Raw genomic sequence first — 26,115 nt, 5'->3', positions numbered from 1 at the left:
TTTGCGGAGCCTTGTGATGCGCGACATCAATTTCCTCACCGAGACCAATGCCAAGCCGATCTGGCACCCGATGGCGCATCCGGCCGAGATGCGGGCCAATCCGCCCAAGGTGATCATGAAGGGCGAGGGCGTCACCGTCACCGACATCGACGGCAAGAGCGTGCTCGACGCCGTCGGCGGCCTGTGGAACGTCAATCTCGGCTACAGCTGCGACCCGATCAAGAAGGCGATTGCCGACCAGCTCGGCGCTCTCCCATACTATTCCGGCTTTCGCGGCACCTCGACCGGACCGTCGATCGAGCTCGCCTACGAGCTTTCCGAATGGTTTGCGCCGGAAGGCATGGTGCGAACCTTCTTCACCTCGGGCGGCTCGGACTCGGTCGAAACAGCGCTTCGGCTGGCGAGACAATATTGGAAGATCCGCGGCCAGGGCGACCGGACAAAGTTCCTGGCGCTGAAGAAGGGCTATCACGGCACGCATTTCGGCGGTGCGTCGGTCAATGGCAATGCCAATTTCCGCCGCAACTACGAGCCGCTATTGCCCGGCGTCTTCCACATTCCGGCGCCCTGGACCTTCCGCAACCCCTTCGACGAGACCGATCCGGCGCGGCTGGCCAAGCTCTGCGCCAAGGCGCTGGAGGACGAGATCGCCTTCCAGGGCGGCGACACCATCGCCGCCTTCATCATGGAGCCGGTGCTCGGCGCCGGCGGCGTCATCGTTCCGCACGAAAGCTTCATGCCGCTGGTGCGCGAAATCTGCGACCGCCACGAGATCCTGCTGATCGCCGACGAGGTGGTGACAGGCTTCGGCCGCACCGGCGCCTGGTCGGGCTCGCGGCTGACAGGTGTGAAACCGGATTTCATGACCATCGCCAAGGCTATCACCTCGGGCTATTTCCCGCTCGGCGCGACACTGATCGGCGCCAAGGTCGCCGACGTGTTCGAGACCGACAAGACAAGTTTTGGCGCGATCGGCCATGGCTACACCTATTCCGGCCATCCGGTCGGCTGCGCTGCGGGACTGGCGGCCCTTGCCGAAACCAAACGGCTTCGCCTGAACGAGAACGCCGCGGCACGTGGCGTCGAACTGGCGGCCGTGCTGGAGGGGCTCAAGGCCAAGCACGCCATCGTTGGCGATGTCCGGTACAAGGGCCTGATGGCCGCGCTGGAGCTGGTCTCGGATCGCGCGACTAAAAAACCTGCCGACAAGAAGACCATGGCCCTGGTTTCGGAGGCGGCCTTCGAAGCCGGCGTCATGCTGCGTGTGTCCGGCAACAACATCATCCTGTCACCACCGCTGATCATCAGCGCCGCTGATGTCGCCAAGATCGGTGAGGCGATCGGCGCAGGCCTGTCGAAGGTCTGATGAGCCGGCAGATACAACGAGGTTCAGGTACCTACAGATGACACAATCGCAGAAGAAAATGACCGAGGAGACGCTCGTTAGCCGGCGCGGTCGCCTGCTCGGTGCGAAATCGCAATTGTTCTATGACGAGCCTGTGCATCTGGTGCGCGGCGAAGGTGTCTGGCTCTACGATGCCGATGGCCGCAAATATCTCGACGCCTACAACAATGTCGCCCATGTCGGCCATTGCCATCCGCATGTGGTCGAGGCGCTGTGCCGGCAGGCAAGCCTGCTCAACACCCACACGCGCTATCTGCACACCGCCATCCTCGACTATGTCGAGCGGCTGACGGCGAGTTTCGACGCCAGTCTCTCCACCGCCATCCTCACCTGCACCGGCAGCGAGGCCAATGACATCGCGCTGCGCATGGCGCAGGCGACGTCAGGCCGGATGGGCATCATTGCCACCGACGCCACCTATCACGGCAACACATCCGCGGTTTCGCAGCTCAGCACGCGCATGCCTCCGGTCGGTGGCCGCGCTCCCCATGTCAGGCTGGTGCGGGCGCCCGACAGTTTTCGCCACCCCGACACGATGGCCAACGGCAAGGCGTTCGGCGACGCCGTACGCGAGGCGATCGCGTCGCTGGCAAAGGACGGCATCGGCCTGTCCGGCATGATCCTGTGCCCGCTGCTCGCCAATGAGGGCTTTCCGACGCTGCCCAGCGGCTTTTTTGACGACGCCGTGGCGGCGGTGCGCGACGCCGGCGGTCTGGTCATCGCCGATGAGGTGCAACCCGGCTTCGGCCGCACTGGCAGCCGCTTCTGGGGTCATCAGCGCGCCGGCTTCGTTCCCGACATCGTGACCATGGGCAAGCCGATGGGCAATGGCCACCCGGTCGCCGCCGTGGTGACCACGAAGGCGGTTTTGGCCACTTTTCGCAACGCCTTCCGCTACTTCAACACCTTTGGCGGCAATCCGGTCTCCTGCGCCGTGGCCAACGCCGTCCTCGATGTTTTGGAACAGGAGAAGCTTGTCGCCAACGCACGCGATGTCGGCGCCTATGCGCTCGATTTGCTGCAGCCGCTGGCAGATCGGCATGACTGCATCGGCGAAGTCAGGGGCGCTGGCCTGTTCTTCGGCGCCGAACTGGTCCGCGACCGCCAGACGCGCGAGCCCGCGCCCGACATAGCCGGGCGCGTCATCAACGCCATGCGTGACCGTGGCGTGCTGATGGGCAAGACCGGCATCCACGGCAATGTGCTCAAGATCCGCCCGCCCATGCCGTTTTCCCGCGCCAATGCCGACCTTTTGATCGGCACGCTCGACGAAGTGCTCGGTGAAGTCGGTGGAGTGGCGGCGTGAACGCGGTTTCCGCGCGATCCGAGCCTGAGACGGCGGCTGATGTCACAGCGCTTGCCAGGCACGCGCTCGCCCATTGGGGTGTCCACGGCGGCGAGCCGGAGCTGCTGAAATACCGCGAGAATGCGGTTTTTCGCGTGCGCCTGGCCGACGGCCGGCCGGCCGCCTTGCGCATTCATCGGCTTGGCTACCACTCCGACGCCGCGCTGCGCTCGGAACTGCAATGGATGGCCTTCCTGCAATCCGCCGGTGTCGCCACGCCATCCCCGGTGCCGACGTTAGCCGGCGACCTGTTCGTGCCGGTCGGCCTCGGCACTTCCACGCCGCGCCAGGTCGATTGCCTGAGCTGGCTTGAGGGCTGCGCCGTTGGCGCGCGCGGCGTGCCGCTCGGCTACACACCGCTACGCGCGCGAGACGTCTTCACCGCCATAGGGCGAACAATCGCGCGCATGCACAATGCCGCCGCCGGCTGGGCGCCGCCGCCCGGCTTTGCCCGCCATGCCTGGGATTTCGACGGTTTCTTCGGCGCAAACCCGACCTGGGGCCGCTTCGAGACCTGCCCGTTTCTCGACGATGCCAATCGCGAACTGGTCCACCGTGCACACCACAAGGCTGTCGAGGCACTCTCGCGGCATGAGCGCAGCGCGCGCAATTTCGGCCTGATCCATGCCGACCTGGTGCGCGAGAACGTGCTGCTCGACGGCGACAGCATCCAGATTATCGACTTCGACGATTGCGGCCATGGCTGGCACGCCTACGATCTTGCTGTCGCGCTCTACCAGAACCGCGAGGAGGCGCTCTATCCGCTGATCGAGGCTTCGCTGCTCGACGGCTACCGGCAGGAGCGCGACCTGACGCGAGAGGACGTCGCGGCCTTGCCGCTGTTTTCAGCGCTTCGGGCCTTTGCCTTCCTTGGCTGGGTGCAGAGCCGCGTCGAAGGCGACATTACCAGGGAAGCCGGCATGCGCATCTCGACCATCGCCGCCGGCGTCGTGGCGGCCTATCTGCACGGCGCGTGAGCTGCCGAACGGTCAGCTCTTGGCGAAATGGATGCTGACCGTGCCGGAAGTGCCGAAATCGGCAACGATCGTGTCACCGGGTCGCGCCTCGACCGGGCGCACGAACGATCCCGACAACACAACCTCGCCGGCTGCGATCGATAGGCCGTAGCGGGCGAGCCGGTCGGCCAGCCAGGCGATGCCCATGGCCGGATGGTTGAGCACGCCGGCGCCGAGGCCCGTCTCCTCGACCTCGGCATTGCGCGAGACGATGGCGCCGATCCAGCGCATATCGGCTTCATCGGGCCGCTGCGGCCGGCCGCCGATGACGATGCCGGCATTGGCGGCATTGTCGGAGATCGTGTCGAAGAAGCTGCGCGCCTTCTTCGTCTCGGCATTGACGCGCTCGATGCGCGTGTCGAGGATTTCCAGCGCTGGCGTGATGTAGTCGGTGGCGTTAAGCACGTCGAAGATGGTGACGCCTGGCCCTTTGAGCGGCGCTTTCATGACGAAGGCGATCTCGGCCTCGACGCGCGGCTGGATGAAACGGCCGGCAGGAATGGTCGCGCCGTCGTTGAAGAACATGTCGTCGAACAGCACGCCCGAATCCGGCGTGTCGATGGCAAGCGCATATTGCATCGCCTTGGAGGTCAGGCCGATCTTCCAGCCCTTCGGCTTCAGTCCGGCATCGGTCTTGCGTTTCACCAGAGCCGCCTGGACGCGGTACGCGTCCTCCATGGTCGCTTGCGGATAATCCAGGCTGAGCAGCCGGATCTGCTGGCGCGAACGTTCGGCTTCGAACAGCCGGTTGGCGGCGTCTTCCACTTGCTCCGGGGTCATGAAGCTGCCTCGTCGACGACGCTGTTCCTGAGCACGCCGATGCCGTCGGCCTCGACCTCGATCACATCGCCCGGCTTCAGCCAGATTGGCGGGTCGAAGCGGGCGCCGGCGCCGGTCGGCGTGCCGGTGACGATCATATCGCCCGGCACCAGCGTGGTGAAGGTTGAGACGTAGTTAATGATCTTGCGGAAGGAGAAGATCATCCGGCTGGTGCGATCCTGCTGGCGCAGCTCGCCATTGACCCGGGTGGAGAGCGAAATGTCGGCGATCTGCGCCTCGTCCGTGAACGGTACCAGCCACGGCCCGATCGAGCCGGTGCGGTCGAAATTCTTTCCTTGCGTGACGTTGAACTTGGCATGCCGCACCCAGTCGCGGATGGTGCCTTCATTGCACAGCGACAGTGCCGCGATGTGGCCGAGTGCATCGGCCTCGGCGATGCGCCGGCCACCCTTGCCGATGACGATGACGATTTCGCCTTCATAGTCGAGCTGCGGCGACTCCGGCGGCCGCACCAGCGGCGTGTCATGGCCGACGAAGGAACGGGGGAAGCGGATGAACAGCGACGGGTTAGAAGGGGCCGCCTGGCCGTCCTTGTACTCCTCGTTGCGGTCCGGATAGTTGACGCCGACGCAGATGATCTTTTCCGGCGACGGGACAGGGATGTCGTAGGCGATGGCATCGAGCGGGAAATCGGCGGCAAAGTCCTCGGCCTCTTCCGCCAGCCGCCGCAAGGCGCCGGCCTCGATCACTTCGCGCAATGTCGGCCACTGGCTGTGGCGAGCCGACAGGTCGATGACACCCTTGTCGGTGACCGCGCCATAGCGGGTCATGCCGTTGATGGTGAAGGTGGCGAGCCGGTTCATGGTGCTGCTCACGGCGCAATGATCGGCGATGCCGTCAGATCCGGCTGGCGTGCGGTGGCACCCGCAAAGGTGCTGCCTTCCTCGAACCAGCTTTTCGGCGCCGGCGCGCCCCACAGCGTCTGCCGCTGCGGGTCCTTGAGATCCCACTTGATCGGCTCGAGGTCCGGATCGACCGTCTGGTAGTCCGAGCAGTAGATCTCGATGCGATGGTTGTCCGGGTCTCTGATATAGAGGAAGAAGGCGTTGGAGATGCCGTGCCGGCCGGGGCCGCGTTCGATGTTCGGCAGCCAGCCGGTCGTTGCCATCAAATCGAGCAGATCGATGATGTTGAGCGGCGTCGGCACCCAGAAGGCGACGTGGTGCAGGCGCGGCCCGACGCCATTGGTGAAGGCGATGTCATGCACGCCGCCCTTGCGGTGCGTCCAGGCCGCCCACAGCTTTCCGCTCGAGGCATCCTCGGTGTATTCGGTCACGCGGAAGCCAAGCTCGTTGTAGAAGGCGACGGACTCGTCGACATTGGGCGAGAAGCAGTTGAAGTGGTCGATGCGCAGCGGCTTCACGCCCTTGTAGAGCGCGTATTTCTGATGGATCGGCGGCAGCCTTTCCATCTGCGCATAGAATTCCAATGGAATGCCGTGCGGATCCCGGGTGCGGAAAGTGCGCGACTGGTAGGGCCGCTCGACCCATTCCACCGGCAGGCCCTTGGCCTTGAAGAAATGCTCGGCCTTGTCGAGATCCTCGTCTGAAAAAACCTTGAAGCCGAGGTCGCGCGCTTCCGGCGTCGTCGCCTTGCGCAGCACGATGCAGTGATGGCCACGCTCCTCCATGGCTCTGAGGTAGATGGCGCCCGATGTCTCGTCGGTGACCTGCAGGCCGAGCGTGTCGACATAGAAGGCGCGCGACTTGGCAAGGTCGGTCACCGCCAGTTCGACATGGCTGAGGCGCACGATGTTGAAGGCGGGATAGAGGTTGGGTTTGGGCAAAGGCATTCTGATCTCCTCCGGTCAGCCGCCGAGTTTCTGGATCGCGTGCGCCGTGGTCGCGAAGGCGACGTTCTTCGTCTCCATGTAGAAGTCGAAGGAATGGTCGCCGCCATCGCGGCCGATGCCGGAATTCTTGACGCCGCCGAACGGCGTCGGCAGATGCCGCACATTTTCCGAATTGACCCAGATCATGCCGGCCTCGAGCGCATCGGTGAAGCGGAAGGCGCGGGTCACATCGGAGGTCCAGAGATAGCCGGTCAGGCCGTATTGCGTGTCGTTGGCGAGCGCCAGCGCCTCAGCCTCGTCCTTGAAGGCAATCGCGGTCAGCACCGGCCCGAAAATCTCCTCCTGGGCGATGCGCATCCTGTTGGTGGCGCCGGTGAACAGCGTCGGGCTGACATAGCAGCCGCCACCCGGGCCCGCGAACTTGCCGCCGCCGGCGGCAACCACCGCGCCCTCCGATCTGCCGATCTCGATATAGGACAGCACTTTTTCCTCATGCAACGGATGGATCAGCGGCCCGACCACGGTTTTCGGGTCGAGCGGATGGCCTATTGTGATGCGCTTTGCCTTCTCCGCCACCAGATCGGTGAACTGGTCGTAGACCGAGGCTTCAACGAGAAGCCGTGACGACGACGTGCAGCGTTCGCCATTCAGCGAGTAGATCATGAACACCGCCGCATCCGCGGCGCGTTCGAGGTCGGCATCGGCGAAGACGATCACCGGGTTCTTGCCGCCGAGCTCGAAATGCACGCGCTTCAGCGTGTCGGCGCCCTGTTTCATGATCATCGAGCCGGTGCGGCTCTCGCCGACAAAGCCGATCGCCTTGATGTCGGGGTGCTCGGTCAGCGCCTTGCCGGCATGCTCGCCGAGGCCGTTGACCAGGTTCCAGACACCTTTCGGCAGGCCGGCATCCTCGGCGATCTCGACCAGCAAGCGGGCGCTCAGCGGCGAAAATTCAGCCGGCTTATGGACGATGGTGCAGCCGGCGGCCAGCGCCGGGGCGATCTTCCAGGTCGACAGCATGAACGGCGTGTTCCACGGCGTGATAATGCCGACCGGGCCGATCGGCACCCGCGTGGTCAGGTTGATCTGCCCCGTGGTTCGCAGCGTCTCGCCATCGCGCGCTTCCGGTGCTCGGTCGGCGAAGAAGCGGAAATTTTCCGCACCGCGCAACGCCGCCTTGGCCATGAATTTCAGTGCCTGGCCGGTGTCCATACATTCGACGAAGGCGATCTCCTCGGCACGCGCCTCGATCGCGTCTGCTATTTTGTGCAGCAGCTTCTTGCGCGCTTCGCCCGGCATGGCGGCCCAGGCCGGGAATGCCGCCTTCGCCGCCTTGGCGGCACGGTCGATGTCGGTTGCGTTGCCGCGTGCGACCTTGGCCAGCGGCTTCAGATCGACCGGCGACAGCGTCTCGAAAGTCGAGCCGTCGGCGGCCGGCACCGCCTCGCCACCGATCTGGTTCAGTACGCCGTCTTTCTTGAAGCGGGCGAGATACTCCTCGGCCATTTTCAGATTGCCTTCGAGATCGGACATGTCAGTCTTCCGTCACTTGCCGCGCAGCCGCGGGTGGATTGCATTCTTCTTCCAGCTCAGCACCGGGTCGATTTCCCGGATCTCCAGCGACAAAGCGAAATGCGGGGTCTCGAACAGCGTGGCCAGATATTGGCTCACCGCCGCAAACACGGCCTCGCCGGTCCGCTTCTTGTCCTCGGCGCTGCGGCCGGTGCCGATGCGAAACGACATGTCGAGAAAGGCGTTTTCCGGCAGATTGTCGGCAATGGCGTAGGCCTCGGCGCGAAAGGCCCGCACCCGCACCGCGCCTGTCTCGAACAGCCCGGTGTCCAGCACGGTGCGCAACACCAGCGCGCACAATTCGCCCATGTCGACGTTGGCATCGAGATTGGCCGAATACTCGATGGAGAAATGCGGCACCGCGTTTCGTTCCCTGGTCGCTTGTATTGTTGTAGTTAACGCGTTAATTACATGCGGTGTCATCGAAGTCAAGCCTTGCATCCGACCTGTGGCGACGATACGGGATGACCGTGACGGGCTTTGGCGGCCAGCGATGCTGGGCAAAGCCTGCCGCCGATCGCAAGCCAGCGCTGGAGAGAATTTCACTTGCTGCCCGAGAACACCCGCCGCTCCTTGCCGATGGCGCTGCTTCACGCCCGTGAAGTGGTGATGGCGCGGTTTCGCCCGATGCTCGCCGCGCATGACGTGACGGAACAGCAATGGCGCGTGCTGCGCGTGCTGAGCGAAGCCGGCTCGGTCGAGGCGACGGAACTGGCCGATCGCGCCTCGGTGCTGCCACCCAGCCTGACGCGCATCATCAAGGCGCTCGAGGGTCGGAAATTCATCACCCGAAACAAGGCGGAAGGCGACGGCCGCCGCGTCATCCTGACCATCGCGCCGGCCGGTTCCGCCTTGATCGACGCCCTGTCACCCGAACGCCGCGTCATCTACGACGACATCGAGCGCCGCTTCGGCCATGAGCGGCTGGAGCAGCTGCTCGACCTGCTGGAGACGCTGATCGACGGCGAGAGCTGAGGCTCACCCGCCAAAGCTCCCCAGCCGCGTCGGCTGCGTATAATTCCGATCGACGTAGAGCAGGGCCGAACCGCCGCTGCCGTGCCTGACATCGATGACGCGGCCGATCATGACATTGTGCGTGCCGACGATATGCACGTCCTCGATCTCGCAATCGAAATTGACGATCGCATCCGACAGCGCCGGCGTGCCCGACGTCAGCGTCTGCCAGCGCGCCGCCGAATAGCGGGCTTCCATGTCCCGCGTCGCGCCGGCAAACTTTCCCGCAAGATGCATGTGGTCATGCGTCAGCACGTTGACGCAGAAGCGCCGGTTGGCGAGGAACATGGCGGCCTGTGTCGAACGCCCGTTCATGCACACCAGCAGCGTCGGCGGTTCGTCCGAAACGCTGCACATGGCGGTGGCGGTGAAGCCGCCGCGCCCGGCCGGGCCATCCGTCGTGACGATGTTGACCGGCGCGCAGACCCTTGCCATGGCGTCGCGGAAATCGGTCTTCGAAATCTGCGTGGCCATCTGCGTTCACCCCGCCGGCGAAGCAAGTGGATTGAGCCAGGTGTCGCCCGTCCAGCCGTTCTCGTCATAGTCGGCCATGCAGGTGTCGACCAGTTCCTCCATCGCCTTCAGCCGCCCGCCGCGTTCGGCGCCCTTCAGCACCTGCAGCCGCACCTCTTCCGGCGCGCCGGCATAGTTGAGTTCGTAAAGCGCGTGGCGGCCGCCGAACTCGGTGCCGGTCGCGTCCCACAGCAGCTTCATGATCTTGATGCGCTCGATATGGCCCATGTCGTTGGAGCCGCGCACATATTGCGCCAGATATTTGTCGATCTCGGGATTGTCGAAATCGCGCACAGACGAAGGCAGGTAGATCAGACCCGACGCGATCACGCGGCGCACGGTGTCGATGACGCGCGGATAGGCTTCCGACATGAAGGTGCGGTAGGCGAGCGCGGCGTCGAGATTGGGCAGCACCGCGCCGTTCGCCCACGGGATCGGGTTATAGGCCATGGCATTGGAAAAGCTCCAGAACATGTGCCTGAGCGCGATGACCTCCCCAAGTGCGGCCTGGTTGCCGCGGAAGGCATCGCCGCCGGTGGCGCGCAGCGCCTTGGCCAGCAGGCCGGCGAGGAAGTCGAGCTTGACGGCAAAGCGCGTGCAGCCCTGGAAGCAGTAGCCGTGCATGAAGCCGGACGCCGGATGGAACGACAGGATTTTTTGCGCGTCGCGCAGCACCAGCACGTCCTCCCAGGGGATGAAGACATTGTCGAGCACCAGGATGGCGTCGTTCTCGTCGAAACGCGACGACAAGGGATAGTCGAAGGGCGCCGCCACCGTGTTGGCCGTCTGCTCGTAGGAGACGCGGCAGAACATCTTTATCCCCGGCGCATTCATCGGCACGATGAACATCACTGACAGCGACGGATCCTCTGTGACCGTCGCCGAGCCCTGCGCCAGGAAATTGTAGTGCGTCAGCGCCGACGACGTCGCCACCACCTTGGCGCCGGAAACATAAATCCCGGCATCCGTCTCCTTGGTGATGTGGACGAAGACATCCTTTACCTGTTCGGCCGGCTTGTGGCGATCGATCGGCGGGTTGACGATGGCATGGTTCATGAACAGCACGGCTTCCTGGGCTCTGCTGTGCCAGGCAAGCGCATTGTCCTTGAACGGCCCGTACCAGTCGGCATTGGCGCCGAGCGTGTTCATCAGCGCCGCCTTGTAGTCGGGCGTGCGCCCCATCCAGCCATAGGACATGCGCGACCACTCGGCGATCGCCGTCTGCTGGGCGGCGAGTTCGCCGGAGGATTTGGCGACGCGGAAATATTTATGCGTGTAGCCGCCCGAACCGGTGTCGGTGGCCGAGGTCAGCATGTCGCGCCGCTTCGGATCATGCAGCGCATCGTAGAGCCGTGCCAGCGATCGCACGGAATTGCGCATCGCCGGGTGCGTGGTGACGTCGGCGACGCGCTCGCCGTTGATATAGACCTCGCGGCCGTCGCGCAGGCTCTCCAGATACTCGGCGCCGGTGAACGGGCGCGCTTTGTCCGCACGAAAATCTTCTGACCGCATGTTGTTCCTCCACTTGATATAGCGATCCTAGCGTCAGGCCTGAGGATCGGTTATGGACGGAACGGCAAAACCGATTGGACTTTTTCCGGCGCCATGAGCCAGAGCTCCATTCCCGATTTCTTCGTCTATGGCGAGCCGGTGCGGCCGCTCGATATCGGCTTCCTGCATGTCGAGACAGTGCTTGCGCGTGGCAGCATCCATCACGGCCAGGTCGCGGCGCACAAGCATCCGCAGATGGGCCAGATCACCTACTGGACCAGCGGCTCCGGCACCTACCGTATCGAGGACCGATCCTGGGACTTTTCGGCGCCGGCCGTCAGCTTCTTGCCGAGCAATGTCGTGCATGGCTTCTCGATCGGCCTCGGCACCGACGCCATCGTCGTCTCGGTCGCCGACGATGCGCTGGCCGCGATCGCCGGACAGAGCCTGCTGCCGCTGGACCGGCCGGTCTTCACCGACGGCCTTCCGGACCGGGCCGCGTGGAAGCGGTTGGCGACGGTGCTGGACATGATCGCCGCCGAATACGTCGAGGCGCGGGCCGGCAACGACAAGATGCTGCTGTCGCTGATCGCTGTCGCGCTCTCCCACATCGCACGTCTCGCGCCGGCGACTGTCGCCGCGGCGCCGTCTTCCGATGCGTCGCTGGCGACAGGCTTGCGCCGCCTCGTCGATGCGCATTTCCGCGACAACTGGCCGGTCGACCGTTACGTCGAAGCGCTCGCCACCACACCGCATCTCCTCGACAAGGCCGCGCGGGCGGTGCTGGGCAGCGGCGTCAAGCGCATCGTCAGCGAGCGCCGGCTGCTGGAGGCCAAGCGGCTGCTGCTGTTCACGGTGCGCACGGTCGAGGACATCGCCTACGAAATCGGCTTCGACGACCCCGCCTATTTCTCACGCTTCTTTCGCGAACGAATAGGCGAGGCACCCGCCGCCTGGCGGAGGAAGCAACTGCAAGGCCACTGATCACACGGCGGTGGATGCGGACCTTGCGGCCCGCATCCTGTTTCCGGTTAGCGCCCCTGCTGCTGGCGCGCTTCCCGCTTCTTGCGCCACGGCACGTTGGCTTCCCAATCGCCGGCCATGATGCAGCCATAGGGCAGCACCTCGTCGACGACCTCCGCCAGACCAAAGTGCTCGATCTGGCGGCGCATCGAGGCCGCGTTCTTGTAGGCGCTCGGCAACTCCGAGATATCCGTCACGCCGGAGAAGAAGCGGGCGTCGATGCCTTTCGTCTCCTCCGCGAAGATATCCGCGTCGCCGCGCCCCGCCTGCATCCGCCGGTGCTGGGTGCGCGAGAAATTGCGCCCGGCACCATGCGGCGAGAAGCCAAGCCCGTGCGCCGCGTTCTTGCCGCGCACGATCAGCACCGGTTCCGCCATATTGAGCGGGATCAGCGTCAGATCGGTCGCGTCATCGGCCCAGTTGTCGAAGGCCGGCGTGGCGCCCTTGCCGTGGTAGAACAGCCCGTCCGAACGGCGGAAGACGAAGTTGTGCTCGTTCCAGAACCGGTCCGACACCTTCGCCGACAGCTTTTCGGCCGCCAGATCATGGATGAGCATGTGGTTGCCCTTGGTCCATTCGCGGATCGTCTGCAGGGCCTCCCAATAGTCATCGCCTTCCCCCGTGTCGGCCGGAATCCAGGCGTTCTGCGGCAAGGTCTCCGGCGACAGCGTCTTGCGGACACCCTCGGCGATCTTCATGCCCTTGGCATAGAGCCGCGCACCCGGCGAGCGCGAGCCATGGTGCGTGACCAGCGCCGTCTCGCCGCTCGACTTCAGCGTGCCGACATAGGCGAAATGGTTGCCGTCGCCCTGCGTGCCGAAATGTTCGATCGCGGCACTGGTCTGGTCGCGCAGCAAGGGGTTGGCCTCGAAACGCTCGAAGACCTCCTTGGCCGGACGGATCTGCTGGCCACGCGGACGCCCGCCCGGTCCGAAATGGGTGACCCCATGCACGGCATCGAGAAGCGCCGCCGGCGCCACGCCCGGAAAGACCGAGATTGCCATGGAGCAGCAGATGTCGGCCGAATGCATGCCGGGGTGGATCGCCTCCGACACCGCAACGCCGCCGACCGGAATCGTGCCCGACGGACCGGCCGGGCAGGCGTCCGGCATGATGGCACCGGCGCGGATCACCGGCGTGCGCATCAGCTCGACCATGCTGCGGGTGACCGCCTCGACATTGGCAGCCTCGTCAGGCGTTTCGGCCTCGATGTTGAGATGCAGCGGCATGGCGGCAGCCGCGTGCAGCGGCAGCGCAGGCGGCGGCGCGAAAGCACGCGCGGCCTCCAGCGCATCGCCCTGCGATCCACCGCTTTCCAGCACCGCATTGGCGGCGACGAGCGCCTTGCCGAACCACTTGCCCTGCGGCAAGCCGGCGTCGATCAAATCCTGTCCACTCAAAATCTCAGTCATGTCTTTCACTCTCGGTCCATATCAGCACTGCGTATTGCGGGTGGACGACAAGGCAATGCGAGACATCTTTTCCGCCACTTCGCGAGGATGCGAAGGAGGGACACGAACCCTCACGCCTTTCGGCACCCGCTTGCCTGAAGCGAGCCGCGTCTACCTGTAGTCTCGCAGGCATTCGTCCTATTCATTCGGTCTGGCGACAAGGGTCGGCAAGACAATTACTGAGCTACCGTTCAACCCTGAGGGATGAACGAGGATGAATCAAACACCCGACCTTCCGCCGCTTTCGTGGCGGATGCTCTATCCGGTAGTCCTGCCTGCATTCGCCATTCATGTTCCTCTCCAGGTGGGCGACAAGTCGATGCGAGAAACCGATCGGTCAACCGACCGACGGGCGGATTCGAACCGCCAAATGCCAATGTATTCCCGCAGGCATTCGCCCTGTTCAGTCGGCTGGCGACAAGGATCGGCAAGACGGTGAGTGACTGCGCCACCCCGCTCAGTAGAGCGAGAGAGTGATTTGAACACCCGACCTCCCGCCTTTCGGCGGGCGCGCTACCTGTAGTCCTGCCTGCATTCGCCATTTCCTGAGCATGATCTTTTATCCGAAAACCGGATTCCACTTTTCGGGATCATGCTTAGTCAGTCGCCGCGGCGACAAGGGATGATGAAACACCGGGAGTCCCGCTCGTGCCAGAGAGCGCCTGCAAGGTGAGGAGTCGAACCTCACGGAGCATCCCGTTCATGTTGCTGTAGTTCCATCCGGCATTCGCCGCGGCTGTTGATTCGGGGTGACGACAAGTCTGTTGTGAAACTGCCTTTCTGCTCTACCGACTGAGCTACGGAGCCGATTGGCAGCTCCGGCAGGAATCGAACCCGCGACCCGAAAGTTGGATGTAGTTCCACAGGCATTCGTCACGCCTTGTGTTCAGTTCCTTTCTTCCTCAGTTGCGACCGAAACCGCGCAAAAGTCGTCGGGCATGACGACAAGGTTTGACGAAACGTCCTGCTCTATCCGCTGAGCTACGGGTCCATAGTGGCGGGCCCGACGGGATTCGAACCCGCGACCTGGAGGTGAACAGCCTGTAGTTCCATCGGCATTCGTCATGCCCTGAATTTGTTCCGTTGGTCCCGGCAGACGCACTGCCGGGACTTCTTTATTTGATGCAATTCCGGACCGGAAAACCGCTTAACACTTTTCCTGGAATTGCTCAGAGTTCCACCGCCTCGATCGTGCGCACCCAATGGTCCGGGTCGCCGCTCGTGGACAGCATCGTGCCCACCACGTCGAAGACGCGGTCGGAGAAACCACCGACATTTAATATGTCGGCCTGCGGCTTGGCCTGCGTCGTCGCGTAGGGCTGGATGTCGACGCAGACCAGCTTGGCCCCCGGGTTCAACCCCTTGAGCTTCTGCCATTCCTGCATCGTCGCCGTGCCCTGATGCGCATGCGCCGACGCATCCACCCAGGACTGGTTGTCCGACACGAACACCACCAGGTCGACATCGGCCTTCTCACGCACCAGCCGTGCCAGCGGAGCCGAACAGTTGGTTCCACCACCTCCGATGGCGGCAAGCTTGGCGGCGTTGGTCATCACCGTATCGCGAGCGTTGAGGCGGATATCCACCACATCGTTCTCGAACGGCAAGACCCTCGCCGTCGGGTTGCGTCGCAGCATCGCGGCGGCCACCAGGGCAGCCACGTCAATGCAACGCACGGCCGACGTCGCGCCCTTGCGGTACCCGGTCGCCGGCGAGCTCATCGAGCCCGAAACATCCGGACACACGACCACCTTGCCCTTGATCCGGGGCACGTTGCCGAGCGCGATTTCCATCGCATCCTGCAGCGCATCCCTGACCACGCCAGGCACTTCCGCACCGGCCATGGTGAACGCCACCATCAGCTGATACGGGAACACCCGAGCACGCCGGACCTCTTCCGGGTCACGCAACCGCGCCGCCAGCTTCTCGCCGAACCCGTCCACTTCGAACACGCCGTTGCGGGCGAACGTGTTCAGGTTCTGGCGCAGCATCTGCCATCCGGCCGTCGCCGCGATCTGCACCCAATGCTCGCGCGAAAGCGGCATCGAGGTCAGCATCTGGAACGGCACTTCCGGCACGGGCAGCGACGGATCGCGCTTGAACGCCTCGAATGCCTTCACCACGTCCGGCAGCGTGGCCACATCATGCGGCTTGCCGATCAGGTAGCCATAAAGCGCCTCACGCGAGGCCGACTTCGGCTTCGGGTGAACCATCTTGATGACATCGGCCAGCGACGGATCATTGCCGACCGCGGCCCGCATGATCTCGAAGTCGGCCGCCTGCTCGAGCCAAGCCTGGACAAGGCGCTTCGGCCGTGTGCCGAGCGACTTGCGCCCGGTGGCGCCCGAACGCATGACCTGCACGAAGTTGCGCAGCATCTTGCCGTTCCTGACGATGCGCCCGAACGCACGGTTGAACTCGTCGCCCTGCATCGAGGACAGAACGGCCAGCAGCAACGCCGGCATATCCTTCATGTAGCCCTGCTCGAAAGCGTGGACGGCGGTGCGCGCCAGGAAACCCGGCTCGACCTGCCAGACGAGCTTCAGCACCTCGTCCAGCTGCTCGCGCGGCTCGGCATAGAAGGTCGCGTTGAACGTGCCCGTCGCCGCCAGCTGCGCCAGAGCCTGGTGCGGCGACAGGCGGTAAGTCCGGGCGCCTTCATGGTTCCTGGCGTCAGCCGGCGGGAGCAGCTTTCCTGCACTCGTCGCAAACACGGATTTGTTCGCCATTGTTCTCATCCTTCATTTCACACCAGCATCAGAGCAGGCGGCGTGCCAGTTTGAAGGATGAGCGCATATCGGTTGGCTCAAATTCGGCTAGCTATTTGATTTAATAAGGAAATAAAAACAAGCCAACGGCTATACCCCCCTGGCCTTGTCCGAGGAAGAACCTGTATAGTGATCCAAAAATCTCGGAACTTATACCATAGGATAATATGAAGAGACGCGTTGCGATTGGCATTCTTGGCACAACGCTTGATGCGGGCCGCACCGAAGACCGTTGGCGGAAGTGGCGGCCAACGGTTGCGCTGTGCCAGCAGCCGGGATTGTTCATCGATCGGCTGGAGCTCATCCACGGCACTCAGTCGCGACAGCTGGCCACGCAGATTATTGCCGACATCGAGCAAGTCTCGCCTGCCACCGAGGTCAGGCCGCATCTCATCAGCATGCGCGATCCCTGGGATTTCAGCGAGGTTTATACAGGTCTGCGTGACTTCGCCCGCGCCTACACATTCGATCCCGAGAAGGAAGACTATCTCGTCAACATCACCACCGGCACCCATGTCGCGCAGATCTGCTGGTTCCTGCTCACCGAAGCACATTTCATCCCGGCGCGGCTGCTGCAGCTTTCGCCGCGCAAGGAGGGACGTGACGAGGACGTCTCCGGCAGCCATTCGATCATCGATCTCGATCTGTCTCGTTACGACGCCATCGCCACGCGCTTTACCGCCGAGCGCGACGAGGCCACGTCCTTCCTGAAATCGGGTATCGCCACCCGCAATCCGGCCTTCAACCAGATGATCGACCAGATCGAGAAGGTCACGATCCGCTCGCGGGCGCCGGTGCTGCTCACCGGACCGACCGGGGCCGGCAAGTCGCAACTGGCCAAGCGTATCTACGAGCTCAAGAAAGCACAACGTCAGGTTTCCGGCGCCTTCATCGAGGTCAATTGCGCGACGTTGCGCGGCGACCAGGCAATGTCGACGCTGTTCGGCCACGTCAAGGGCGCCTTCACCGGCGCCCAGAACGAGCGCGCCGGGCTGATGAAGTCGGCCAACAAGGGGGTGCTGTTCCTCGACGAGATCGGCGAACTCGGCCCCGACGAACAGGCCATGTGCCTGCGCGCCATCGAGGAAAAGCGCTTTCTGCCGGTCGGCGCCGACCAGGACGTGATGTCGGATTTCCAGCTTCTCGCCGGCACCAATCGCGATCTGTCGATTGGCGTCAAGGAAGGCAAGTTCCGTGAGGATCTTTTTGCACGGCTAAACCTGTGGACCTTCCAGCTGCCGGCGCTGCGCGACCGGAAGGAAGACATCGAGCCGAACCTCGACTTCGAGCTGCGCCGCTTCAGCGAGCGTGAAGGACAGAACGCCACCTTCAACAAGGAGGCGCGCGACCTCTATCTGAAATTCGCCGTGGCGCCGGAGGCGATGTGGCGGGCCAATTTCCGCGATCTCTCGGCCTCCGTCACCCGCATGGCGACATTGGCGCCGCTCGGCCGCATCAATGAGGAAACGGTGCGCGACGAGATCGAACGTCTGGCCGCGCTCTGGCGCGCCGGTGAGGCAGACGACCGGGAGGCCATTTTGGCGGAGGTTCTCGGCCCCGAGCGCCAGAGTCAGATCGACGTCTTCGATCGCGCGCAGCTGGCAACCGTGCTGGCCATTTGCCGCGACAGCAATTCGATCAGTGCCGCCGGCCGGAAACTGTTTGCCGTCTCGCGGCTGCAAAAGACCAGCGGCAACGATGCCGACCGGCTGCGCAAATACCTCAGGCGCTTCGACCTCAGCTTCGAGGACATCATTCGAAAATGAGCGGGGTCACCCGGATCCCGCCGTCAGGCGCCACACTTTCCCGCTTGACTGACCAGCCGGACCGAATACCCTAAGGCCAAATACCGGCTCTGATCGCCGGGCGGCAAGTATGCCTCGTATGCCTCGCCCTTGTGGCGCTGGCTGCGGGGCATTTTCATTTCTGGGGTCCTGTTTGAAACGGCGCATCGAGATCGGCATCCTCTATTCCCGCTCGGGTAGCTATCAGCTCGTCTCCGACGCGTGCCGAATGGGCGCCATGCGCGCCATTGCCGACATCAATGCCGACCGCGGCTCAGGCATCGAGCTGGTGCCGGTCGAGCGCGATCCGCAAAGCAATGCCGATCGCTACGCGACGCTGTGCGAGGACATCTTCAAGACCAGCAGTGCCCGCCATGTCGTCGGCTGCGTCACCTCCTGGAGCCGCAAGGAGACCATCCCTGTACTGGAGAAGGCGGGCGGCATGCTCTGGTATGCCTGCCCCTATGAGGGGTTCGAGGCCAACGAGCATGTCGTCTACATGCACGCCTGTCCCAACCAGCACCTGGTGCCGCTGATGGCCCATGTCGTGCCGCGCTTCGGCGCCAACGGGTTCCTGCTCGGCTCGAACTATATCTGGGGCTGGGAGATGAACCGGGTGGCGCGCGACCTGATCGCCGACGCCGGCGGCAAAGTGCTGGGCGAGCGCTATCTGCGCATCGGGGAGACCGACGTGTCGCGCCTGATCGGGGAAATCCGCGCGACGCGGCCGAGCTTCATCCTCAACAACCTGATCGGCACCTCGTCCTATGCCTTCCTCGCCGCCTATCGCGATCTGGGCGAAGAGGATACTGCCTTCCGTCCGCAATCCTGCCCGGTCATCTCCTGCAACCTCACCGAGGGTGAACTGCCGGCGATCGGCGAAACGGGCAAGGGCCATCTGTCGGTCGGGCCGTATTTTGCGCCGCGGCCGGCTGCCTTCGCCTCGTCCTTCGAAGCCTCCGCCTATGCGTCGGTGCAGGTGATGGCTGACGTGCTTGCGCGCGATCCGGAGGCTGGTCCGGTGGAATTCTCGAAGATTTTCGCCGAACGGCGCTTTTCCACCCGGCTCGGACCGATCGCCATTGACGCTCATACCCAGCATGCGACGCTGCCGGTGATCATCGGCCGGATCGCCGACGGCTTCTTCGAAGTGGTGAGCCGCGAGGATGAGGTCGCTCCGGATCCCTATCTGTCGCGCTACGACCCCGCAAAAACATTTGGCCGTCCGCGCCTGCGGGTGGTGTCGTGACCAGAACGCCACGCATCCCCAATCTCGGCGGCGCCAGGGCTTTTATCCTGCATCGCCCGCATCCGACGGTGCAGGCGATCACAAGGCAATTGTCGGCGATCGCCCTGGTCACGTTGGATTGCTGGCCGGAACTGCCGCCCGAGGCGCTGGCTGCCGATTTCGTCTTCTTCGATGCCGATCTCGGCTTCGACGAGCAATTTCCGTGGAAGCCTGGCGAAGCGCCGATGCCGCTGGTGGCGCTGATCGGCTCCGAGGCGCCCGGCCGCATCGAATGGGCGCTGTCGCACAAGGCCGACGCCCAGCTTTTGAAGCCGGTCGGCACTGCCGGCGTCTACAGCGCGCTGCTGATCGCAAGGCAGAGTTTCGAGGCGCGAAAACACTTAGCCGGCGAGATTGCCTCGCTGCGCCAGCGTGTCGCCGAGCGCCAGACCATCGTGCGCGCGGTGACGGCCTTGTCGAAAGGCACGGATGACGAGCGCGCCTATGCGCAGCTGCGCTCGCTGGCGATGAGCTGGCAGATCAGCGTCGAGGATGCCGCGCGCCGCATCGTGGCGATGACAAGCGAAGACGCAACGGAAGGCGGCGATGACCAGTCCCATCGCGCCTGATCTCGCCGCGCCCGCGCGCATGCCGGCCAAGCCGCGCGCAGGCGTCTGGCGCCGGCTGCTCAGGCGCCGTCTCGCAATGCTTGGACTGGTGATCGTTGCCATCGTTGTCGCCGGCGCCGTGCTGGCTCCCTGGCTGACCGGCTACGATCCCAATGAGCAGATGTTCGACGGCCTGACCATAGAGGGTTCGCCGCTGCCGCCGGATGCCAAATTCTGGCTCGGCACCGACCTGCTCGGCCGCGACCTTCTGACCCGCATCCTCTATGGCGCCCGCACCTCGCTGATCATCGGCATCGTCGCCAATGGCGTGGCGCTGTTCATCGGCACCCTGGTCGGCGTCACCGCCGGCTACTTTCGTGGCTGGATCGGCAGCGCGCTGATGCGTTTCACCGATCTGATGATGGCGTTTCCGGCGCTGCTGCTGGCCATCTGCCTGGCGGCGGTGTTCCAGCCGAGCCTGTGGATCGTCGCCATGGTCATCGCGCTGGTCAACTGGGTGCAGACCGCGCGCGTCATCTACACCGAGACCTCTTCGCTCGCCGAGCGCGAGTTCATCGATGCCGAGCGCACCATAGGGGCGAGCGCGCCGCGCATCCTGTTTCTCCACATCCTGCCGCATCTGCTGCCGACCATCATCGTCTGGGGTACGCTCGGCATCTCGACGACGGTGCTGCTCGAAGCGACGCTCTCCTTCCTCGGCATCGGCGTGCAGCCGCCGACCGCCTCCTGGGGCAACATCATCTTCGAGAACCAGACCTATTTCCAGGCAGCACCCTGGCTGGTGTTCTTCCCCGGTGCGGCGATCCTGGCGCTGGCGCTGGCCTTCAACCTGATCGGCGACGCGCTGCGCGACATTCTCGATCCGACGCAAAGGGGCCGGGCATGATCGCCTATCTCGGCCGCCGCCTCATCCAGTCGCTGCTCATCCTGCTCGGCGTCTCGCTGATCACCTTCGCGCTGCTCTATCTCCTGCCGGCCGATCCGGTGCGCCAGATCGCCGGCCGCAGCGCCACGCCGCAGACGGTGGAGAACATCCGCCAGCAGCTCGGCCTCGACCAGCCCTTCGTCGTCCAGTACTGGCGCTACCTGACGAAGCTCATCAGCGGCGATCTCGGCCGCTCCTACATCCAGCGCTCCGAGGTCACCGAGCTCATCGTCTCGCGGCTGCCGGCCAGTCTGCTGCTGATGGTCGGCGCCATCCTGTGCGAGCTGCTGATCGGCCTCTCCATGGGCCTGATCGCCGCCGTCAAGCGCGGCACGGCGACCGACCAGACCTTGATGGTCGCCTCCTTCGTCGGCGTCTCGGCGCCGCAATTCGTCGTCGGGCTTTTGCTGCTCTACGTCTTTGCGGTGCGGCTGAGCTGGTTCCCGATTGGCGGCTACGGCACCTGGCGCCATCTCGTGCTGCCCTCATTGACCATGGGCATCCTCGGCGCCGGCTGGTACGCGCGCATGATGCGCTCGTCGATGATCGATGTGCTGCGCCAGGATTATGTCCGCACCGCGCGCGCCAAGGGCCTGGCACGCAGCGCCATCATCTTCCGCCATGCTCTGCCCAACGCCATCCTGCCGGTCATCGCCATGATCGGCATCGACATCGGCATCTTCATGGGCGGCATCGTCGTCGTCGAAAGCGTGTTCGGCTGGCCCGGCATTGGCCAGCTTGCCTGGCAGGCCATCCAGCGGGTCGACATCCCGATCATCATGGGCGTCACGCTGGTCTCGGCCTTCGCCATCGTGCTCGGCAATCTGCTCGCCGACATCATCGCGCCCTTCATCGACCCCCGTATCAAACTCAGATGAGCATCAAGCTCAGATGAAACCAAGAAAACAAACAGAGAAAGGGAACACGACATGAAAAAATTTCTCGCCTCCACAGTGGCGGCGTCGGCCTTGGCGCTGATGCTTGGCATGACGAGCGCCCGGGCCGAGGACACCATCGATCCCAACGCCAAGCAGGGCGGAGAGATCATCGCCACCTATAAGGACGACGTCACCACGCTCGACCCTGCCATCGGCTATGACTGGCAGAACTGGTCGATGATCAAGAGCCTGTTCGACGGGTTGATGGATTACGAGCCGGGCACGACCAAGTTGAAGCCCGACCTTGCCGAAAGCTACGAGATTTCGCCCGACGGCAAGACCTTCACCTTCAAGCTGCGCCACGGCGTCAAATTCCACAATGGCCGCGAGATGACGGCCGACGACGTGAAATATTCGCTCGACCGTGTCACCAACCCGAAGACGCAGAGCCCGGGTGCCGGCTTCTTCGGCTCGATCAAGGGCTATGACGATGTCGCGGCCGGCAAGGCGGACAGCCTCTCTGGCGTCACCGTCGTCGACCCCTACACCGTCAAGTTCGAACTAAGCCGACCCGACGCCACCTTCCTGCATGTTATGGCCATCAACTTCTCGCATGTCGTGCCGAAGGAAGAGGTCGAGAAGTATGGCGCCGATTTCGGCAAGCACCCCGTCGGCACCGGCGCCTTCAAGCTCGCCGAATGGACGCTCGGCCAGCGCATCGTCTTCGTGCGCAATCCGGACTATTGGCACAAGGGCCTGCCGCACTTGGACAAGATCACCTTCGAGGTCGGCCAGGAGCCGATCGTGGCGCTGCTGCGCCTGCAGAAGGGCGAGATCGACCTGCCCCTCGACGGCATTCCGCCGGCAAAATTCCAGGAGGTGATGTCAGACCCCGAACAAAAGGCGCGCGTCGTCGAGGGCGGCCAGCTGCATACCGGCTACATCACCATGAACACCACCATGGCGCCCTTCGACAATGTGAAGGTGCGCCAGGCCGTCAACATGGCGATCAACAAGGCGCGCATCATCCAGATCATCAATGGCCGTGCCGTGCCCGCCAACCAGCCGCTGCCGCCGTCGATGCCGGCCTACGACAAGGAATACAAGGGCTATCCCTATGACGTCGCCAAGGCCAAGGCGCTGCTTGCCGAGGCCGGCCATCCCGATGGCTTCGACACGCAATTGTTCGCCATGAACACCGATCCCAACCCGCGCATTGCCCAGGCGATCCAGCAGGATCTGGCGGCGATCGGCATCAAGGCCAGCATCCAGGCGCTGGCACAGGCCAACGTCATCGCCGCCGGCGGCGACAAGACCGGCGCACCGATGATCTGGTCCGGCGGCATGGGCTGGATCGCGGATTTCCCTGATCCCTCGAACTTCTACGGCCCGATCCTTGGCTGCGCCGGCGCGGTGCCGGGCGGCTGGAACTGGTCGTGGTATTGTAACAAGGATCTCGATGCCAAGGCCGCCGAAGCCGACTCGATCGTTGATCCGGCGAAGTCCGCTGAGCGCTATAAAATGTGGAGCGATATCTACGCCAAGATCATGGCGGACGCGCCCTGGGCACCGGTCTTCAACGAGCAGCGCTTCACCATGAAATCCGCGCGCATGGGCGGCGCCGACAATCTCTATGTCGACCCGGTCCACGTTCCGATCAACTATGACAATGTGTACGTAAAAGATGTGCAATAGCTGCGACTACACCATCCACGGGCGCCATCACCATTTCGGCTGGGACAATTCGTTTGTCCCGGCCGAGCGGGTGGCGCCCGGTTCGACCATCGAGTTCCAGTGCCTGGATTCCTCCGGCGGTCAGCTGAAGTCCGACAGCACGGTCGCCGATATCGCCAAGCTCGACTTCGCCGGGATCAATCCGGTGACCGGGCCGATCTTCGTCGAGGGCGCCGAGCCCGGCGACGCGCTGAAGGTGACGATCGAGCTGTTCAAGCCGTCCGGCTTCGGCTGGACGGGGAACATCCCGGGGTTCGGCCTGCTCGCCGACGACTTCAAGGAGCCGGCGCTCAACATCTGGAAATACGATGCCGTTTCGCTGGAACCGGCGCTGTTCGGCAAAAACGCGCGTGTGCCGCTGAAACCGTTCGCCGGCACCATCGGCAATGCGCCGGCTGAGATGGGTCTTCACTCGGTCGTGCCGCCGCGGCGCGTCGGCGGCAATCTCGACATCCGCGATCTATCTGCCGGCACCACGCTGTATCTGCCGGTGGAAGTTGCGGGCGCGCTGTTTTCTGTCGGCGACACCCACGCCGCGCAAGGCGACGGCGAGGTATGCGGCACGGCGATCGAAAGCCCGATGGATGTCGTGCTCAAGCTCGACCTGGTCAAGGATGCCAGGCTGAAGACGCCACGCTTCACCACGCCGGGCCCGGTGACGCGCCATCTCGACGCCAAGGGCTATGAGGTGACAACCGGTATCGGGCCGGACCTGATGACGGGTGCCAAGGAAGCGGTTGCCCAGATGGTCGACCTGCTCGCCGGACGCTACCAGATAGACCCGGTCGAGGCCTATATGCTCGCCTCGGTCTGCGGTGATCTCAGGATCAGCGAGATCGTGGACATGCCGAACTGGGTGGTGTCGTTCTACTTCCCGCGCTGCGTGTTTGAATGAACGCAAGCGTCGACAAAAACTGGTCCGGGGCAACCGCCCCGGTGGCGGCCGGAGCGGTGCTCGACATCGCCAACCTCTCCGTCAGCGTGCGCGGCGACGAGGGCGAGCGCGAGGTCGTCTCCAACCTCTCGCTGACCCTTTCCCGCGGCGAGACGCTCTGCATTGCCGGCGAGTCCGGTTCCGGCAAATCGATGACGGCGCTGGCGATCATGCAGCTCCTGCCGCAACCTGCCGCGCGCACATCGTCAGGCACCATACGGCTTGGGCACACCGATCTGGCTGATCTCGACGAGCGCCGGATGCGCCGCATTCGCGGCGACCGCATCGCCATGATCTTCCAGGAGCCGATGACTTCGCTCAACCCGGTGCTGTCGATCGGCCGCCAGCTCACCGAATCCATCGAGGCGCATACCAGCCTGTCGCAAGCCGAGGCGCGCCAGCGTGCCATCGAGGCGCTGAAGGCGGTGCGTATTTCCGAAGCCGAAAGCCGGCTAAAGCAGTTTCCGCATGAATTGTCCGGCGGCATGCGCCAGCGGGTGATGATCGCCATGGCGCTGGCGCTCGAGCCCGACGTGCTGATCGCCGACGAGCCGACGACGGCGCTCGACGTCACCGTCCAGGGCGAGGTGCTGGAGCTGTTGCGCGACCTGCAGCGCCAGCACGGCACCAGCGTCATCCTCATCACCCACGACATGGGCGTGGTCGCAGAAATGGCCGATCGCGTTATCATCATGCGGCACGGCCGCATGGTCGAGGAAGGCAAAACATCGGACATTTTTGCGCGGCCGCGGGCGGATTATACACGCGAACTGCTGGCCGCCGTGCCACGCATCGGCAGTGGTGCCGGCCGGCAGAAATCCAGGGACGTCGAGACGGCGGCGCCGGTTCATGTCGCCGACGTCAAAGACCTGCATGTTCGCTTCGACCTGCGCGGGGGCGTTTTCGGCCGGGTCAACCGTCATGTCCATGCGGTCGAAGGCGTCAGCTTCTCGATCGCCCCCAACGAGACGCTGGCGCTGGTCGGCGAATCCGGTTGCGGCAAGTCGACCACCGCCAAGGCGCTGGCAGGGCTGGTGCCCTACAGCGGCGACATCGTCGTTGGCGGGCGCAATCTGTCGGGTCTCGGCCGCGACGAACGCAAGGCGGTGCGCCGCGACGTGCAGATGATTTTCCAGGACCCGTTCGCCTCGCTCGACCCGCGCATGCGCGTCGGCGACCTGGTCGCCGAGCCGCTGGTCATCCACGGCATTGCCTCGAGGGAAGAGCGCAGGGAGCGCGTGGCGGCGCTGTTCGAGCGCGTCGGCCTGTCGGCCGACCAGATGGAGCTCTATCCGCACGAATTCTCCGGTGGCCAGCGCCAGCGCGTCTGCATCGCCCGTGCGCTCGCCTTGCGGCCGAAGCTGATCATCGCCGACGAAAGCGTGTCGGCGCTCGACGTCTCGGTGCAGGCGCGCGTGCTTGACCTGTTGAAGGAATTGCAGCGCGAATTCGGCGTCGCCTATCTCTTCATCTCGCATGACATGGCGGTGGTGGAGAATATCTCCGACCGCGTTGCCGTCATGTATCTCGGCCAGATCGTCGAGATGGGCACGCGCGACCAGGTGTTTTCCAACCCGCGCCATCCCTACACCAGGCGGCTGATCGAAGCCGTGCCGGTGCCGGACCCGGCGCAGCGCAGAAGCCGCTTCGCCCGCCTCGACCAGGAAATCCCGAGCGCCACCCGCAGGATCGGCGAGGCACCGCTGAAGCTGGCCCTTCAGGATGTCGGCAACGGCCACCTCGTCGCGGCCGGCAGGTGAGCGCGGAGCACCT

At 64.2% G+C, this 26,115-nt stretch carries 22 protein-coding genes; 13 read left to right on the top strand and 9 right to left on the bottom strand.

Features of this window, described 5'->3' with window-relative positions:
• The first annotated feature begins 16 nt into the window (after positions 1-16).
• The 3 genes from AC04SF_RS14165 to AC04SF_RS14155 are packed head-to-tail and all read left to right on the top strand — an operon-like array spanning position 17 to position 3,727.
• The gene (locus AC04SF_RS14165) at positions 17-1,366 is read left to right on the top strand and encodes an aminotransferase class III-fold pyridoxal phosphate-dependent enzyme (RefSeq protein ID WP_488478302.1); all 1,350 of its coding nucleotides are present in this window, start codon (positions 17-19) and stop codon (positions 1,364-1,366) included.
• 37 nt (positions 1,367-1,403) lie between these two features.
• Complete coding sequence (locus AC04SF_RS14160; protein ID WP_488478301.1) at positions 1,404-2,711, top strand: aminotransferase class III-fold pyridoxal phosphate-dependent enzyme; 1,308 nt, start codon at positions 1,404-1,406, stop codon at positions 2,709-2,711.
• On the top strand, positions 2,708-3,727 hold the full coding sequence (locus AC04SF_RS14155; protein ID WP_488478300.1) for a phosphotransferase enzyme family protein: 1,020 nt from the start codon (positions 2,708-2,710) through the stop codon (positions 3,725-3,727). The genes AC04SF_RS14160 and AC04SF_RS14155 overlap by 4 nt, the downstream gene beginning before the upstream one ends.
• A gap of 12 nt (positions 3,728-3,739) precedes the next feature.
• Here AC04SF_RS14155 and hpaH read toward each other — a convergent pair whose 3' ends face one another.
• From hpaH to AC04SF_RS14130, 5 genes are read right to left on the bottom strand one after another with little or no spacing between them, the layout of a single operon-like run.
• Positions 3,740-4,546, bottom strand: a complete 807-nt coding sequence (hpaH, locus tag AC04SF_RS14150; protein WP_488478299.1) for a 2-oxo-hept-4-ene-1,7-dioate hydratase — start codon at positions 4,544-4,546, stop codon at positions 3,740-3,742.
• Positions 4,543-5,376: a fumarylacetoacetate hydrolase family protein gene (locus AC04SF_RS14145; RefSeq protein ID WP_488478607.1), complete on the bottom strand. Its 834-nt coding sequence runs from the start codon at positions 5,374-5,376 to the stop codon at positions 4,543-4,545. The genes hpaH and AC04SF_RS14145 overlap by 4 nt, the downstream gene beginning before the upstream one ends.
• Positions 5,377-5,417: 41 nt before the next feature.
• Positions 5,418-6,398 (bottom strand): 3,4-dihydroxyphenylacetate 2,3-dioxygenase, encoded by a 981-nt coding sequence (gene hpaD, locus AC04SF_RS14140; protein WP_488478298.1) that lies wholly within the window; start codon positions 6,396-6,398, stop codon positions 5,418-5,420.
• Positions 6,399-6,413: 15 nt separating this feature from the next.
• Positions 6,414-7,931: a 5-carboxymethyl-2-hydroxymuconate semialdehyde dehydrogenase gene (gene hpaE, locus AC04SF_RS14135; RefSeq protein WP_488478297.1), complete on the bottom strand. Its 1,518-nt coding sequence runs from the start codon at positions 7,929-7,931 to the stop codon at positions 6,414-6,416.
• 12 nt (positions 7,932-7,943) lie between these two features.
• Complete coding sequence (locus AC04SF_RS14130) at positions 7,944-8,330, bottom strand: 5-carboxymethyl-2-hydroxymuconate isomerase (protein ID WP_488478296.1); 387 nt, start codon at positions 8,328-8,330, stop codon at positions 7,944-7,946.
• A 186-nt stretch (positions 8,331-8,516) separates the two neighbouring features.
• On the opposite strand from AC04SF_RS14130, the gene hpaR reads away from it, so the two are divergent.
• On the top strand, positions 8,517-8,945 hold the full coding sequence (gene hpaR / locus AC04SF_RS14125) for a homoprotocatechuate degradation operon regulator HpaR (RefSeq protein WP_488478295.1): 429 nt from the start codon (positions 8,517-8,519) through the stop codon (positions 8,943-8,945).
• A gap of 3 nt (positions 8,946-8,948) precedes the next feature.
• Here the strand turns inward: hpaR and AC04SF_RS14120 are convergent, their stop codons facing one another.
• Positions 8,949-9,458: a flavin reductase gene (locus tag AC04SF_RS14120; RefSeq protein ID WP_027040919.1), complete on the bottom strand. Its 510-nt coding sequence runs from the start codon at positions 9,456-9,458 to the stop codon at positions 8,949-8,951.
• Between the two features lie 6 nt (positions 9,459-9,464).
• The gene (locus AC04SF_RS14115) at positions 9,465-11,009 is read right to left on the bottom strand and encodes a 4-hydroxyphenylacetate 3-hydroxylase N-terminal domain-containing protein (protein ID WP_488478294.1); all 1,545 of its coding nucleotides are present in this window, start codon (positions 11,007-11,009) and stop codon (positions 9,465-9,467) included.
• A gap of 93 nt (positions 11,010-11,102) precedes the next feature.
• On the opposite strand from AC04SF_RS14115, the gene AC04SF_RS14110 reads away from it, so the two are divergent.
• Entirely contained in the window at positions 11,103-11,972 is an 870-nt protein-coding gene (locus tag AC04SF_RS14110; protein ID WP_488478293.1) for a helix-turn-helix domain-containing protein, read from the top strand.
• Positions 11,973-12,019: 47 nt separating this feature from the next.
• Here the strand turns inward: AC04SF_RS14110 and AC04SF_RS14105 are convergent, their stop codons facing one another.
• Together AC04SF_RS14105 and AC04SF_RS14100 are read right to left on the bottom strand one after the other, a co-directional pair.
• Entirely contained in the window at positions 12,020-13,423 is a 1,404-nt protein-coding gene (locus tag AC04SF_RS14105) for an RtcB family protein (protein ID WP_488478292.1), read from the bottom strand.
• A 1,208-nt stretch (positions 13,424-14,631) separates the two neighbouring features.
• The gene (locus AC04SF_RS14100; RefSeq protein ID WP_488478291.1) at positions 14,632-16,191 is read right to left on the bottom strand and encodes a vWA domain-containing protein; all 1,560 of its coding nucleotides are present in this window, start codon (positions 16,189-16,191) and stop codon (positions 14,632-14,634) included.
• Between the two features lie 206 nt (positions 16,192-16,397).
• Between AC04SF_RS14100 and rtcR the strand changes: the two genes are divergently transcribed.
• The 8 genes from rtcR (at position 16,398) to AC04SF_RS14060 (ending at position 26,102) form a co-directional block, all read left to right on the top strand.
• On the top strand, positions 16,398-17,996 hold the full coding sequence (gene rtcR / locus AC04SF_RS14095) for an RNA repair transcriptional activator RtcR (RefSeq protein WP_488478290.1): 1,599 nt from the start codon (positions 16,398-16,400) through the stop codon (positions 17,994-17,996).
• A gap of 172 nt (positions 17,997-18,168) precedes the next feature.
• Positions 18,169-19,263: a transporter substrate-binding protein gene (locus AC04SF_RS14090; protein ID WP_488478289.1), complete on the top strand. Its 1,095-nt coding sequence runs from the start codon at positions 18,169-18,171 to the stop codon at positions 19,261-19,263.
• On the top strand, positions 19,260-19,871 hold the full coding sequence (locus AC04SF_RS14085; protein ID WP_488478288.1) for an ANTAR domain-containing response regulator: 612 nt from the start codon (positions 19,260-19,262) through the stop codon (positions 19,869-19,871). Before AC04SF_RS14090 ends, AC04SF_RS14085 begins: the two co-directional genes overlap by 4 nt.
• Positions 19,849-20,757 (top strand): ABC transporter permease, encoded by a 909-nt coding sequence (locus tag AC04SF_RS14080; RefSeq protein WP_488478287.1) that lies wholly within the window; start codon positions 19,849-19,851, stop codon positions 20,755-20,757. The genes AC04SF_RS14085 and AC04SF_RS14080 overlap by 23 nt, the downstream gene beginning before the upstream one ends.
• The gene (locus AC04SF_RS14075; protein WP_488478286.1) at positions 20,754-21,674 is read left to right on the top strand and encodes an ABC transporter permease; all 921 of its coding nucleotides are present in this window, start codon (positions 20,754-20,756) and stop codon (positions 21,672-21,674) included. Before AC04SF_RS14080 ends, AC04SF_RS14075 begins: the two co-directional genes overlap by 4 nt.
• Before the next feature lie 51 nt (positions 21,675-21,725).
• Positions 21,726-23,369, top strand: a complete 1,644-nt coding sequence (locus AC04SF_RS14070; protein WP_488478285.1) for an ABC transporter substrate-binding protein — start codon at positions 21,726-21,728, stop codon at positions 23,367-23,369.
• Positions 23,359-24,303 (top strand): acetamidase/formamidase family protein, encoded by a 945-nt coding sequence (locus AC04SF_RS14065; protein WP_488478284.1) that lies wholly within the window; start codon positions 23,359-23,361, stop codon positions 24,301-24,303. The genes AC04SF_RS14070 and AC04SF_RS14065 overlap by 11 nt, the downstream gene beginning before the upstream one ends.
• Positions 24,300-26,102 carry an ABC transporter ATP-binding protein gene (locus AC04SF_RS14060; protein WP_488478283.1) on the top strand — a complete coding sequence of 601 codons (1,803 nt, stop codon included), beginning with the start codon at positions 24,300-24,302 and terminating at the stop codon, positions 26,100-26,102. The genes AC04SF_RS14065 and AC04SF_RS14060 overlap by 4 nt, the downstream gene beginning before the upstream one ends.
• Positions 26,103-26,115 lie beyond the last annotated feature (13 nt).

Source organism: Mesorhizobium sp. CNPSo 4671 (assembly GCF_057784245.1).
This window is presented reverse-complemented; position numbering and strand designations above follow the sequence as displayed.

Bases quoted from the DNA above. Each gene is read 5' to 3' on its own strand.
- AC04SF_RS14165 (WP_488478302.1), top strand. From the start codon at position 17: ATGCGCGACATCAATTTCCTCACCGAGACCAATGCCAAGCCGATCTGG.
- AC04SF_RS14160 (WP_488478301.1), top strand. From the start codon at position 1,404: ATGACACAATCGCAGAAGAAAATGACCGAGGAGACGCTCGTTAGCCGG.
- hpaH (WP_488478299.1), bottom strand. From the start codon at position 4,546: ATGACCCCGGAGCAAGTGGAAGACGCCGCCAACCGGCTGTTCGAAGCC.
- AC04SF_RS14145 (WP_488478607.1), bottom strand. From the start codon at position 5,376: ATGACCCGCTATGGCGCGGTCACCGACAAGGGTGTCATCGACCTGTCG.
- hpaD (WP_488478298.1), bottom strand. From the start codon at position 6,398: ATGCCTTTGCCCAAACCCAACCTCTATCCCGCCTTCAACATCGTGCGC.
- hpaE (WP_488478297.1), bottom strand. From the start codon at position 7,931: ATGTCCGATCTCGAAGGCAATCTGAAAATGGCCGAGGAGTATCTCGCC.
- AC04SF_RS14120 (WP_027040919.1), bottom strand. From the start codon at position 9,458: ATGGCCACGCAGATTTCGAAGACCGATTTCCGCGACGCCATGGCAAGG.
- AC04SF_RS14115 (WP_488478294.1), bottom strand. From the start codon at position 11,009: ATGCGGTCAGAAGATTTTCGTGCGGACAAAGCGCGCCCGTTCACCGGC.
- AC04SF_RS14110 (WP_488478293.1), top strand. From the start codon at position 11,103: ATGAGCCAGAGCTCCATTCCCGATTTCTTCGTCTATGGCGAGCCGGTG.
- AC04SF_RS14105 (WP_488478292.1), bottom strand. From the start codon at position 13,423: ATGACTGAGATTTTGAGTGGACAGGATTTGATCGACGCCGGCTTGCCG.
- AC04SF_RS14100 (WP_488478291.1), bottom strand. From the start codon at position 16,191: ATGGCGAACAAATCCGTGTTTGCGACGAGTGCAGGAAAGCTGCTCCCG.
- rtcR (WP_488478290.1), top strand. From the start codon at position 16,398: ATGAAGAGACGCGTTGCGATTGGCATTCTTGGCACAACGCTTGATGCG.
- AC04SF_RS14080 (WP_488478287.1), top strand. From the start codon at position 19,849: ATGACCAGTCCCATCGCGCCTGATCTCGCCGCGCCCGCGCGCATGCCG.
- AC04SF_RS14075 (WP_488478286.1), top strand. From the start codon at position 20,754: ATGATCGCCTATCTCGGCCGCCGCCTCATCCAGTCGCTGCTCATCCTG.
- AC04SF_RS14070 (WP_488478285.1), top strand. From the start codon at position 21,726: ATGAAAAAATTTCTCGCCTCCACAGTGGCGGCGTCGGCCTTGGCGCTG.
- AC04SF_RS14065 (WP_488478284.1), top strand. From the start codon at position 23,359: ATGTGCAATAGCTGCGACTACACCATCCACGGGCGCCATCACCATTTC.
- AC04SF_RS14060 (WP_488478283.1), top strand. From the start codon at position 24,300: ATGAACGCAAGCGTCGACAAAAACTGGTCCGGGGCAACCGCCCCGGTG.